Origin of the sequence: Novosphingobium cyanobacteriorum (assembly GCF_029436685.1) — a bacterium.
Taxonomy (GTDB): Bacteria; Pseudomonadota; Alphaproteobacteria; order Sphingomonadales; family Sphingomonadaceae; genus Novosphingobium; species Novosphingobium cyanobacteriorum.
Map to the genome: position 1 here is coordinate 86,301 of NZ_JAROCY010000015.1, position 12,487 is coordinate 98,787.

At 63.8% G+C, this 12,487-nt stretch carries 8 protein-coding genes; 3 read left to right on the forward strand and 5 right to left on the reverse strand.

The genetic code is table 11. From position 1 onward, the window contains the following. Positions 1 to 212: 212 nt before the first annotated feature. The 3 genes from POM99_RS15700 to POM99_RS15710 form a co-directional block, all read right to left on the reverse strand. On the reverse strand, positions 213 to 845 hold the full coding sequence (locus POM99_RS15700) for a TetR/AcrR family transcriptional regulator (protein WP_277279424.1): 633 nt from the start codon (positions 843 to 845) through the stop codon (positions 213 to 215). Positions 846 to 2,250: 1,405 nt separating this feature from the next. Further along, the gene (locus tag POM99_RS15705; RefSeq protein WP_277279425.1) at positions 2,251 to 3,546 is read right to left on the reverse strand and encodes an MFS transporter; all 1,296 of its coding nucleotides are present in this window, start codon (positions 3,544 to 3,546) and stop codon (positions 2,251 to 2,253) included. Between the two features lie 34 nt (positions 3,547 to 3,580). Further along, positions 3,581 to 5,698, reverse strand: a complete 2,118-nt coding sequence (locus tag POM99_RS15710; RefSeq protein WP_277279426.1) for a TonB-dependent receptor plug domain-containing protein — start codon at positions 5,696 to 5,698, stop codon at positions 3,581 to 3,583. A gap of 202 nt (positions 5,699 to 5,900) precedes the next feature. Between POM99_RS15710 and POM99_RS15715 the strand changes: the two genes are divergently transcribed. Beyond that, a complete protein-coding gene (locus POM99_RS15715; RefSeq protein ID WP_277279427.1) occupies positions 5,901 to 7,052 on the forward strand; it encodes a helix-turn-helix transcriptional regulator in 1,152 nt (383 codons plus the stop codon). Then, positions 7,043 to 8,062: a UDP-glucose--hexose-1-phosphate uridylyltransferase gene (locus tag POM99_RS15720; protein ID WP_277279428.1), complete on the forward strand. Its 1,020-nt coding sequence runs from the start codon at positions 7,043 to 7,045 to the stop codon at positions 8,060 to 8,062. Before POM99_RS15715 ends, POM99_RS15720 begins: the two co-directional genes overlap by 10 nt. A gap of 27 nt (positions 8,063 to 8,089) precedes the next feature. Here the strand turns inward: POM99_RS15720 and POM99_RS15725 are convergent, their stop codons facing one another. Together POM99_RS15725 and POM99_RS15730 are read right to left on the reverse strand one after the other, a co-directional pair. Continuing rightward, complete coding sequence (locus POM99_RS15725) at positions 8,090 to 9,364, reverse strand: serine hydrolase domain-containing protein (RefSeq protein WP_277279429.1); 1,275 nt, start codon at positions 9,362 to 9,364, stop codon at positions 8,090 to 8,092. A gap of 29 nt (positions 9,365 to 9,393) precedes the next feature. Further along, positions 9,394 to 11,724 (reverse strand): TonB-dependent receptor, encoded by a 2,331-nt coding sequence (locus tag POM99_RS15730; protein ID WP_277279430.1) that lies wholly within the window; start codon positions 11,722 to 11,724, stop codon positions 9,394 to 9,396. A 169-nt stretch (positions 11,725 to 11,893) separates the two neighbouring features. Here POM99_RS15730 and POM99_RS15735 point away from each other — a divergent pair, with 169 nt between their 5' ends. Beyond that, positions 11,894 to 12,469 (forward strand): DUF3237 domain-containing protein, encoded by a 576-nt coding sequence (locus POM99_RS15735; RefSeq protein ID WP_277279431.1) that lies wholly within the window; start codon positions 11,894 to 11,896, stop codon positions 12,467 to 12,469. Positions 12,470 to 12,487: the final 18 nt, after the last annotated feature.

The window sequence follows — 12,487 nt, forward strand, 5'->3', positions numbered from 1 at the left end:
GGCGGCATTGACCCATTCATCGCTATGGCCGAATAGCTTCGGTCCGCAGCTGCACATGAAAAAGAACCAACGGTCCCGTCTGCATCTCAGATACAGGCACCCTCGGCGATGCAGCGGGTGGGAATAACTCGGACGGTGCAGGCGCGTAAGACTTGATCCTTGGCGTTGGTAAGCATCTTCGGACCCGCTTACGCTTTCTGTCTGGGATGGGGTTAGGTCACGACGTCTTCCGGCAAACGAGTGGGCAAGTATTCCGGCAGGAAAGTGCGGCAATAGGCCTCACGCGCCCTGCGGGCCTGTTCCTCGTAGGCCTCGGTAATGGTGCCGTGGCGGTGGACAGACAGTGCCCAAAGCGCGTCGCTGATCACCAGAAGTTCGGTGAAGCGTTCGACCATATCCGGCGCTTCGGGCATCACGAAATGGCTTCGCATCTCTTCCAGCGTGCGCTGCGCCAGTTGACGATCGTTTTCCAGATCCCGGCCACGGATGGTTGCGGACAGGCCAGAACCGAGCAGCAGCCGGCGTGCCGGCGCATGGGCGTTGTAGTATTCCAGTCCCTCGCGATAGCGCAACTGGAGTAATTCTTGCCACGTAGTGAACGGCCCGCTGGGCGGGCAATCGAAACCTGCAACGAAATTGACTAGAAAACGTTCAGAAAGCGCGATGAAAACCTGACCTGCATCTGAAAAGAAGTGGTAGATAGACGGGGGCGAGATCTCCGCCTCTTCTGCCAGGGTATAGATACTGATTGCGTCCGGTTCTTGCACCATCAACAGTCGCTCGGCCGCATCGAGAATCGCCTCAAACCTCTGTTGGCTGCGCTTCTGACGAGGCTGGCGGATCAAGTGCTTACGGCCTTGGGTGGGGGCGTTGAAAGAGGTTGAGGCAGGCGTGGAAGACATGGCGCAATTGTATTCCATCCTCGACGTAGCGCAAGACTGGATCAGAGTATTTTTCCGATTTTTATCGAATAATTCCTGACCGGTTAGGCGTTGCATAGGAGTATTGGGGAGAGGGAGGCTCCGCGAGAGGACACTTGGCTGGACAGGGAGATTTGCCTGAGATCACCCAACCAGGTTGCCGAATTGCGCTTCCCACCCTTGCCGCTTGCACCGTGCGCATCGCTCTTTCACAGGCTGCGCTATGTCGATGAAGTTAGGTTTCAAGACTGACCTTCTCAACCGGCAGTTGCGCTTCAACTCATCGACCAGCTATTCAAGGCGCCGAAGTTTTTGGACGCGGGGAACCTGCGGACTGGCCCTCCGCTGGCGGGCGAAAGCTATCAGGGGCGATGTTGATGGGGCATGCGCCTCTTCATCCTACCCTGATTGCGGACAACTTGGCATCGAACAAGGCGCAGTGGCGCGGGCTGGGTGGAGCGCGCCGGACGACCGCTGAAAAGTGGCGATCTGCGGAGAAACCTGATCAATGTCATGATCATGTCTTCGCTCTCCCCAGCGATCTCGCCAGACCAAGTCAACTGTAAAATCCCGCGCATGTTCGGCATCCAGCTAAGTGCGCGTTCCTCACGCCGCCAGGCCTGGGAGGGCGCGCGCGCGCGAGAGAGAGAGAGAGAGTGTGTGTGTGTGTGTGTGTGTGTGACAGATGAAGCCGGCTGGATCGCCCGTTTGGCCCGGGCCGTTGCCAAGGACGATGATGCGGCCGTCGCCAGACTGTTTCTGCCCGAAGGGATGTGGAGCGATCTGCTCCCGTCCGGCTGATCGCTGGCGACGCATGGGGTGCTGACGCAGTTAGGGCCATTGTGGCGCGGCAACCGGTTATTGGCGGCATCTGGGATGCCGCGCTCGTGCTCTGTCAGTCATGCTGCAGAACCCGCTCGGACACGGGTTTCCGTTGCGCAAGCGGCACGCCAATTGGGTGGTGGCCGCCGCGGCAGTCCCACCGGAAGCACGAGTAAATTCTTGCGAACGGTTTTGCTGTGCTATCACAAGGTTGACGCTCCTCCGGTCTGATCGCAGCGACGGTATCGCCCTTGAATTCGGCGTGAAGGTGGGGCGGCGACTGAATTCGGGCTGGAGATAGCGGACGGCAGCTCCCCGCCCGCGGTGATCCTTGCCACCGGGTTCGGGGCGATGGAGGAATGGGTCGAGCGGCTGATTGGCTTCGATGTGGAGCATTACGTGAGGCGCCGCGGGGGCTTTGGCTGGGGCGTGAAGCGGGATCCCGGTCGGTGGGAAGAAGGTGACATGCGCAATATGTGGATGCCGATGGTGCAGGACGGACGACGGTTCATCGACGGTTGCCTGGCGCTGGTGCGGTTCCATTGCTGCCTACTTGGGATTCAGCTGAAGGCCCGCTATGAATGGGGGGTGTCAGAGTCCGATGGTGTCTGGTCTGTCGCAGCGCCATACCGCCAAGGACGGTGGTGATGGCTGCGGCAAACAGGACAGCCGAGCAGGCAAGCACCAGATCGAGCCCATGTGCGGCGAGCAGTTCCCCGGTGAGCGTGGGCACGACCGCCGCGCCGAGCAGTTGCGCCGATGCGGCATAGGGCAGGCTACGGCGGGTGGGATCAAGTTCCAGTAGCAGGCCGGACAGCGCCGGGGTGCCGATCATCCAAGCAACCCCGAAGCCCGCGATCAGCGCCCAGCCAGCCACACCATCCGGTCCGCGCAGCAGCAGGAGCACAAGTGCGGCGATGAGGAAAAGGCCTGCAGCCATCACCTGTCGGCTGGAATGACGCCGGGTGCCGAGCGCGATTGCAATAACTGCGCCGATCATCTGGCCCGCCATCGACGCTGTCAGCCGTGCCGCAACCCCATCTCCGGCAAGTCCTGCCGCCTCCAGCCAGACACCGAAATAGGCCCAGGTACCGACTGCCCCACCGACAAACAAGGCGCTTGCGGCCAGCGCGACCCAGCCACCGCCAGGCGGGAGACCTGAGCCGCACTCTTCTTGGTGGGGGCGCAGTGTATGCGGCACCAGCAGAAGCAACAGACCCGCGGCGGCAGCCATCCCTGCGAGTGCCTGCTGCACCGCCATGGCCGAGGCAGCTGGCGCGAACAGCGAGAAGCCCTGGAGCACGGCGTACTGGCTGGTCGCCTGAAGCAGCAGGTACGCGCCGCTGGCAGCGTTGACATTGTCACGCCCGGCGATTTGCGTGGCGGCGATGGACACCAGCGCGCCCCCACCCGCCCCGGCGACGATGCGCGTGATGAAAAGTGTCAAGGCGAAGGGCGCAAGGTTGCCAAAGACCAGCAACACAAGTCCAAGCAAGCCTACGATCCGAGCAGGCCAGCGGCGCAGGAGGGCAATCCCTCCCACGCTGCCGAATGCGATCGCGCTGATTTCCGCCGCTGCCAGCGAGCCGAGCCGGGCCTCATCGATTAATCCTTGATGGACATAGGCGCCATAGAGCAGGGGCTGGACACCGAGCACGATCAGCCCGGCAGTTCCAACGATCAGGCCGGGTAGCAGTGGCGGGCGCGGCTTGTCTGCTTCGGTCAAGCGTATCCCCTTTCGCCGCGCATCTGGGTTGCGACATATATTGCATTCATTCCAGCGATGTCCCCACCAGTCAACCATCAGGAAGAAATTAACGGATATTTATCTGAATATATTAGAGGCTACCCTTGACTGAAAGGGTGAAGATTGGCCCGATCAGCTGGTCACGCGTTTCCGTGAACAGGATGGGCGCAGTGTTGCGGGAGCCGGCATAGACCACGCGGTCCCAGCGCCGTCGGGCGTTGAGAAGGTTGTCCGCAGTGAGGCGCACGGTAAGGCCCATGACATCCTTGTTCTCGACATACAGCCCGGCAAATACCGGGCCTTCGTAATCCCGTCCGTATTCGCCCACGCGGTACCCCAGCGTATTGTGCGAATAGCTGAACGAGCCGCCAAGCGCCCAGCTTGTGCCAGGCAGATCATCGCGCAGGTCAAGCTCAAGCAGTTTGTCGGTGATTGCGCTGTAGGTGATGGTCCGCCCGGTCACCGGGTCTTTCAGACGGGTGTGCTGATAGAGAAGGTGAATATCGAGCCTCGCGCCCTTCCAGCCAATGGGTTCGAACTGCAGTGTCGTGTTGCTTTCAAGAATCCTCACCCGCGCCCGAGGCACGTTACCCACGGATTCGCCACCATTGGCCACGGGCACAACGGTGACATAGTCTGCCACCTGCCGCCCGATGAGGCGCAGTTTGGTGGAGCCCCAGCGACCGAGGTTCCTGTTGGCCTCCATCTCGAGCGTCCAGTCCTGCTGCGGCACGAGCTCGGCATTGCCGGAATTGGCGTTACCGTTGTCAAGGAAGCGGCGGGCGAGGAAATCATAGAACGAAAGCTGACCCACGCGGCGGCGCAGCCTGAGCGAGAGGTCAAAGTGGGGATCGGGCTTCCACGCCAGCGAGAGCGAGCCCTTTGGCCGGAAGAAGCGACGGGTCAGCCCCCCTTCCCCGGACTGGCGCAGGGTTGACCATTCCGCCCCGCCGACGAACTGGAGCGTGACCTTCTTCGACACGGGGCGGCTGTAGGACAGGCTGCTGTCATAACGATCTTCCTTTACCCCGCCGGTGCCGCCTGGAAACGGTTCCTCGGCAAAGGTGCCGTCGCCCTGCAGCGCGGCCACTGCCGCGACGTTGCGCAGCGAGTTGAACGCGCCCTCCCCCGCCAGCTGCCAATCGCCACCCAACATTTTCCAGCCGTATTCGGCCCGAGCAATGCGCTCGGCGGTGTCACCCACCTGCGCAAAGCGGTCACCGTCGGTGGGGCTTCCGTCAGCATAGGTGGTGATCACGGTCTGGCGATAGGGTTCGTGACTTTCCCGGTTCAGCCCGATCAGCTTGAGCCGCCCGGGACCAAGAGCGAATTCATAGTCACCGCCCAGTTCCCAATTCCACGTGTCGTTGCGTACGGTAATGCTGCGCCGGCGGTCTGGCCCGCCCCACGGCATATCGGCTGGCGGCCGGGTGCGAACGGAGCGCTCATCGTAATGCGACCAGATCTTCTGGATTGAGGCGTTGAGATTACCCACCGAGGAACCGGGACCATCGAAGACGAGGCGCGCGGCAAGCTTTGGGTTGTCCTCATCGCTTGTCAACACATCGTGCCGCCGTTCGACCTCGCGGCCGGAAGCATCGCGGATCACCGTAGGCCCACCGGCGGCCCCACGGTTGGCATCATTGACCAGGCTGACCGTGTACTGCACCCGGCCTCTGCGCCCGCTGACCGAAATCTCGCCGCTCGACCAGCGCGGATGAGCATAATGCGGCCGCACTTGCGGCTCCCACCGGTACTGGCCGGAAAATCTGTCCGTCCGCGCAATCACGTTGGCGACGAGGCCGGACAAGCCGGGGATCTGCAGCGTCGCGGCATCGACCAGCTCGATCCGCTCCACCGTAGCCGCGGGAATGCGCGAAAGCTGGGTGAAGATATCGTCCGACTTACTGGACAGCCTTTGCCCGTTGACCAGCACATTGCCGCTCGCCTGCCCCAGACCGCGCGCGACCTCGGCCTCGCGGATCGAGAAGCCGGGCACGACGCGGAGCATGTCGAGCGCATTGCGTGGGGCGAAGCGCGCGAAATCGGCGGGTGTGAAGGTGAGCGTGCCGGCAGCCTGGGCCGGTGCGGGGGCCGGTGCGGGGGCCGGTGCGGGGGCCGGCGGGGCACCCGCCTCTGTGGCGAAGGCTGGTGGCGCAATGGCCGCAAGCAGGATCGGAACAGTGGCACGGTTGCGAAGAGATTTCATCAGAAACCATTGACACGCCCCACTACGATCCGATTTCCGTTATCGATGAGCGACATATGGCACCCGACCGGCAACCGGACACAGGCTTGATTGCAATGGCTTGGCCCGAATTGGCCAGCTCTGGAACCGATCGCAGGGGCAGCGGTGTGCGTTGGCAATGTCCTTGCTGCTTGCGGGCCGGCTTGCCCAACGGCATGGTCGCGTGGCAACCCGCGGCACGGCAGGGATAACGATGGACGTCACCTTGGGCGCCGGACTGCTTGAGCAGCTCTATCGCACGCCGGACAGCGAACAGGCATGGGTGCCCCTGCTCGATGAGCTGTGCACCCGCTTCGGCACGATCAATGCCGCGGTGCAGGTGCTGCGTGCGCGGGCCGATCGCTTCGAACAGATGTGGCTTGCGCGTGACAGCCGTTCCCAGGCCAATGCCTCAGCCCACGATCACTGGCTCGCCGCACCGGACAACCCCCGATTCACCGGGGTCGGTCCGCGCAAGAAGCCTGAGATCAGCAGCGATCTGCGCGTTTTCAGCAACCGGCCCAAAGAGCTGAGCGCAGTCCGGCAAGGACTCGCCGCTATCGGTCTGGGCTCTGGCTTCTGGGTCAGCTTTCCCCTCGCCTCCCGGCGCCACTTCACCTTGATCCTGCATCGCCAGGCAGGCGATCTGCGCGATATCCAGCCCAAGGAGGAGCGGTTCTTCCAGGCCTTTCTGCCCCACCTGCGCCAAGCGGTGGGTCTCGCCACGCGGTTGCGAGACCTTACGGAGTCATCGGTCCATGTCACCGCCGCAGCCAATGCGGTGGGCACAGCCACCGTGATCTGCGATGCCAACCTCCACGTGGTATGGTGCAACGATGAGGCGAACGCGCTCTTCGCCCGCTCGCCCCACCTTTCGATCCGGCAGGACCGGCTGTGGAACGATGCCGCACCGGTGATGAAGGCCCTTCACGATCTCGTCCGCCAGCGCCTCCAGGGCAAGGTCGCGCTGGCGCCAATCACGCTCGGCCTACCCGGCGCGATGCCGCTGCAAATCAAGATTGTCGGCTTGCAGCGGGCCGCCATCGCGATCGACGATACCGTGGCGCTTGTCCTGGCAGAGCCGGAGCGCCCGCCCGATGCCTCGATGGAAGAGTTGGCCTGCCTGTTCGGCCTGACCTCGGCAGAAGCCCGGCTCGCCGCAGCCATCTCTGTCGGAGAATCCGTTCAGGACTACGCCAGCCGCCGCGGAATCACGCAAGGGACGGCGCGGCTCCAGCTCAAGCACGTCCTGGCGAAGACCGGCGCGGCACGGCAGGCCGATCTAGTTCGTCTTGTCATGGCCTCCGTGACGGGCAAGATGGCCTCATGCCTTTGACCGAGACGCCGCACCGCCGCCGCAACCTGCTAACGGGCGAATGGGTGCTCGTTTCGCCACATCGCGCCATGCGTCCGTGGCAGGGGGAAACCGCCAGCACTGCACAGCCGCCGACGCTGCATCACGATCCTTCGTGCCATCTGTGCCCCGGCAACTTGCGGGCCGATGGCACTCGCAACCCCCACTATGCCGGTCCCTTCGTCTTCGCCAACGATTTCCCTGCGCTGCTGGAACAGGCGGAAGCTCCCATGGCCCATCCCCTGTTCGAAGCCATGCCCGCCCGGGGTGAGGCGCGCGTCCTGTGCTTCGCGCCCGATCATGCCCTCAGTCTTGCTCGCATGGATCTGCCCGCCATGCGCCAAGTGGTCGGCCTTTGGTGTACCCAGTCGGCCGAACTCGGATCACGCTGGGCCCATGTGCAGATATTCGAAAACAGGGGCGCAATGATGGGCGCGTCAAGCCCGCACCCGCACGGGCAGGTCTGGGCCGGCGATTTCATTCCCGAGATCGTTTTGCGGGAAGACGAGCGCCAGCGCGCACACCATGCCGCCACCGGGCGCACGCTGCTCCACGATGTGCTTCAGGCCGAACTGGAGCATGGAAGCCGCGTAATTGTCGATAACGAACACTGGGTCGCTTTCGTGCCGTTCTGGGCGGTCTGGCCCTTTGAAACCTTGCTCATGCCTCGTGCCAACGTGCGCCGGCTGGAACAGCTTGACGCGGCACAGCGGAGCGCGCTGTCCGAAATCCTGCCGCTCCTGCTGCGCACCTGTGATGCGCTGTTCGACACGGACTTTCCCTATTCGATGGGCTGGCACGGCGCGCCGCACGGACTGGCGGATGACACGGCGCACTGGCGGCTCCACGCCCACATCCTGCCACCCCTGCTGCGCTCGGCCACGGTGCGCAAGCACATGGTCGGCTTTGAACTACTGGCCGAACCGCAGCGCGATCTCACGCCCGAACAGGCTGCCGCGCGCCTGCGCGCGGCAAGGCCGCGCCAATCCTGAACGGACCGGCGCGGCCTTTCCGAAAGGTCACCCCTTCCAGTTTACCAGCGTCTTGAAGTAGGCCAATGTCTCGTCCAGCGCGCGGCCGCTTTCAGGCGATCCTTCCTGCGGGAAATAGCTTAGTTTCACGATCACGGTGCGTGTGGCGGGGTGGATGTAGATGAATTGTCCCTGCAGCCCCAGCGCCATGTAGGCGCCGGTGTCGTCCAGCGTCCAGAATTGGAAGCCATAGCCCGACCGCGCAAATGGGTCGGTCACCGATGCCGGTGGCGGCGGGGACCCGGCGTCGGCATTGGAGGTGATCGTCGTCGCCTGCTGCACCCAGTCCGCAGGCAGGATCTGGCGGCCATTGAAGCGGCCGTTGTCCAGCATCATCTGGCCCAGTCGCGCATAGTCGCGCAGCGTGGCGTTATAACCCATGCCGTTCAGTTCGCGTCCCGTGCCCGGTGATCCGTCGGCCATCCAGAAGCCATAGGATTCCATGCCCATCGGCTGCCACAGCGCGCGCGTGGTAAAGGTGGCCAGCGGCTCCTTTGTTGCACGCTCCAGGATCCAGCCGAGGATCGAGGTATCGAGCGTGGAGTAGTTGAAGTGGCTGCCCGGCGTCCACTTGCGACCCACGTGCAAGGCGGTGTCGGCAAACCGCTCGGTATTGGCAACGATCGCGTTCAGGAAGATCTTCGCCGCCGGGCTCGGGTTGCTGCCGAAGTCATAGCGCTCCTCGAAATCCGCACCAGACCGCATCTGCAGCAGTTGGCGGATGGTCACGCCGTCATAGCCGGTGCCCTTGAGCTCGGGCACGTAGTCTGTCGCCTTCTGGTCGATGGACTTGATCGCCCCTTCGGCCACCGCCGCGCCAACCAGCATCGAGGTGATCGACTTCGCCATCGAGAACGAGATGTAATGGGTGCGCTCGTCCGTGTTGTTGCGATAGCTTTCGCGCAGGATCTTGCCATCGCGCATGACGAGGAAAGCGTTGGTGTAGGTTCGGTCTTCCCATGCATCCACCCCCATCGGCTTGCCATCGATGGTCGCATCCGGCAGCGCCATGTCAGTTCGTGCCAGGGGCGCCACCGGTCCGCTGCGTGGCACCGGTCGCGCCTGGAACAGCTGGTCGATGCTGTGGAAGATCAGCATGTTCTGCGGCTGCTCCAGCATGTGCTGGCGCACCGCCTTCACCCCGGGCGGAACGCTGCCGTCGGGCAGCACGTGCGGGGCGGCCGTCTGCGCACCCGCCTGTGCCATGGGCTGCGTGATCGCTGCGGCCGCGGCCGCCAGCAGGAAGATCGAACGTCGGATCATCGGGAAAACCTCTCTCGAACGGGTCATTCTTATTGGCGGACCAGCAGCGTGATGCCGAAGGTGCGCGGGCGCAATGCGATGTTGCGATACGATCCCACCCCTGTCACCTCGATCGTGCGCGAAAGGATCGCGCGGTCGTTGGTCAGGTTGTCGACGAACACCGAAATGTCCGCCGGGCCGGTGCGCAGGCCCGCGCGCAGGCTGGCGAAGTTGAGCGGTGCCGTGCGCAGCGCGTTCGGATCATAGGAGTTGGTGCGCGGGTCGGTGATCGTGGTGATCTTGCCCCGGCTCTTGTACTGGTAGTCCCCACGGAAATAGACAGTCGAGCTGTCGCCCACCGGTGCTTCGTAGATGCCACCAACGGTTGCCGTCCACGGATGCGTTTCCAGGTGATCGCCCGCCGCTGCCAGAGCGCCGCCGGCAAGGTTCTGCGTCAGGTACGCATTGGTGTAGGCGAGCGTGCCGTCGAGCGTCAGGCCGCGCGCCACCTTCACCGTCCCCTGCAGGTCAAAGCCCTTGCTCTTCGCCTTGCCCAGGTTGGCGGTGAACTGCGCGCCGCAGTTCTGCAGGTACACGTTCTGCTGGATGTCCTTCCAGTCGATCATGAACACGCTTGCGGCAAAGCTCACCGCGCTGCCCACCCGGCCCTTGGCCCCCGCTTCATAGCTCCACAGCGTGTCCGACTTGTAGGTTCCGGGCACGTCGCTGAAGCCATAGCCGTTGAGGTTGGCCCCGCATACCGACAGCGGCACCGGCGCGTTGGTGCCGCCGATGCGATAGCCCTTGGCCGCCGTGGCATAGAACAGCATGTCCGGCGTCGCCTGCCAGTTGACCGAGACCTTCGGCGTCACCGGGCTTTCGGTCACCTTCTGCGGGGTCTGCAGCTGGAAGCCGGAAACCGGCCCGTCGAACAGCGAGCTGCCCTCGAACTTGGTGTGCGAAACGCGCAGGCCGCCAGTCAGCTTCAGCGTCGGCGTGATGGCGAAGGTCCCTTCGGCAAACCCGGCCAGCTGCTCGTCCGAGCCGCGGCCGAAGCCCGACAGGGAGTACTTGCCCTGCACCAGTGGCACGCCGAAGATCAGTTCGGGCGGGACGCCGCCGAAGATCGAGGAGAAGTCCGGATCGAGCACGTCTTCCTCGAAATGCTGGACCGACTTCGAGAAGAAGGCGCCCACCACCCAACTCAGTCGCGCGTCCTTCGCGGTCGATTGCAGGCGCACTTCCTGCGTGAAGGTGCGCTGGTCGTTGCGCATGAACGCGGTGGAGCGATAGGCCGGATCGATGAACGACGATCCGCCGAACACTGCCGGCCACAGCGTCGAATAGTCGATCTCGGCATGCTGGTCGCGCACATAGTACGACGTGTTGCTGATCAGCTGCGCACCGCCGAACTCATAGGAGATGTTGAGCGCCGGCAGGTAGAACCGGTCATTGTCCGGGTTGGCCTGCGGTGCGCCGCTGATGAACCTGCCCTCGTCGGGGTTGGACAGGCTTTCCCAGAACACGTCGCTGTCGCTGGTCACCTTGCGCTGGTAGAACAGCGACGGCGTGATCTCGAGGCCGTCGACGGGCGCCCACTTGAGCGCGAAGCGGCCCACCTGCGTTTCGTTGCGGTTGACGTTCTCGTACAGCTTGCTGCCGGTCAGCGCCGGGTTGCCGTTGGTCCGGTCCACCCAGCCGCCATCGCGGCGGAACCACACGCTGGCCGCCAGGCCCAGCTCGCCCGGCACCAGCGCCGTCGTGGCAGAAACGCCGAACTCGCCCGACATCGCGCCGCCGTCCGTGCTCGAAGCCTCGGCGCGGGCATAGATGCGCGTGTCGGTCAGGCTCGGCTGCGTGGTGATGAAGCGCACCGTACCACCCTGCGAGCCGGCGCCGAACAGCGTGCCCTGCGGGCCGCGCAGCACTTCCACGCGCTGCAGGTCGAATACCGCAGGGAACACGTTGGTGGTGGAATAGCCAACCTGGCGGCTCTGGATCGGGGTGTCGTCGATATAGACGCCGGTGGTTGCTGCACCCACCGTGGAGCTGACGCCGCGGATGGCGATATTGGACTGGTTGCCAAAACCGTTGGGGTCGAACTGGATGCCCGGCGTCTGGCGCACCACGCCCGAGATGTCCTTGATCCCGCGCTGGTCGAGCGAAACCTGCCCCAGTGCGGTCACCGATGCCGGAACTTTGCTCAGCGTTTCCGCGCGGCGGGTCGCCGTCACCACGATTTCGCCGATCGCCACGCCATTGTCGACCGGGCGGTCAGCGGCAGTCTGGCTGGCTTCCTGCGCGGTTGCAGATGGCGCTGTCGCCAATGCAATGGCCATTGAAGCGGTGGTCGCTGCAAGCGAGATGATCGGCTTTGTCATTGTTTCCTCATGTTCTTTTTTTGCCCTGCCAGACCGTCGCAGTGGCTCGCAGCCTGATCTGGCACTTTGGGGTAGACCCGTGATCACAGGTCACGCATATCCCAAATGGGATAGGAAGTTCAAAACCCGCTATGGCACTGTGGGCTACGATGGAGAGGAGACCCCCCGCATGACGATTTCCCGCCGCAACGCGCTCGGTCTGATCGGCGCATCAGTTCCCCTCGCCGCGTCAGGCGCGGGTGCCGCCGGACCGGCTGCACCCGCGCCTGGCCAGCCCCGGCTTTATGACAAGCCTGGCGTGGAGTGGGTGATGGATATCGTGCCGGTCTGCTCTGAGCCGGAACCGATGGGCCCGCAGGACGATCTGACTGCCGCAGATGGCAAGCGCGATGTCGTCTGGCCGATCACCGGCGGCTACTTCACCGGGCGCGACATCAAGGGGACCGTCATTCCGGGTGGCGGTGACTTCCCGGTGGTCCGTCCCGATGGTGTCTGGGTGGTCGATGCACTTTATCGCCTCAAGACCGACGACGGCGCGCAGATAATCATCCACAATGTCGGCCTGTCCTACACCGAGGACAAGTTCCGCCTGCTGCCCACCTTCAACGTCTCGGGCAAGAAGTATGGCTGGCTGCGCGAAGGCGTGTTCGTCGCCACACTCACCTATCCTGTGCCGCCCGAATACAACGCGCAGCTCAAGCCGGGCGAGAACGGGCGCCTGATCCAGGTCTACCGCCTGGTCTGAGCGAAGAGTGCGGCATCG

Bases quoted from the DNA above. Each gene is read 5' to 3' on its own strand.
- POM99_RS15705 (WP_277279425.1), bottom strand. From the start codon at position 3,546: ATGGTTGACTGGTGGGGACATCGCTGGAATGAATGCAATATATGTCGC.
- POM99_RS15710 (WP_277279426.1), bottom strand. From the start codon at position 5,698: ATGAAATCTCTTCGCAACCGTGCCACTGTTCCGATCCTGCTTGCGGCC.
- POM99_RS15720 (WP_277279428.1), top strand. From the start codon at position 7,043: ATGCCTTTGACCGAGACGCCGCACCGCCGCCGCAACCTGCTAACGGGC.
- POM99_RS15725 (WP_277279429.1), bottom strand. From the start codon at position 9,364: ATGATCCGACGTTCGATCTTCCTGCTGGCGGCCGCGGCCGCAGCGATC.
- POM99_RS15730 (WP_277279430.1), bottom strand. From the start codon at position 11,724: ATGACAAAGCCGATCATCTCGCTTGCAGCGACCACCGCTTCAATGGCC.
- POM99_RS15735 (WP_277279431.1), top strand. From the start codon at position 11,894: ATGACGATTTCCCGCCGCAACGCGCTCGGTCTGATCGGCGCATCAGTT.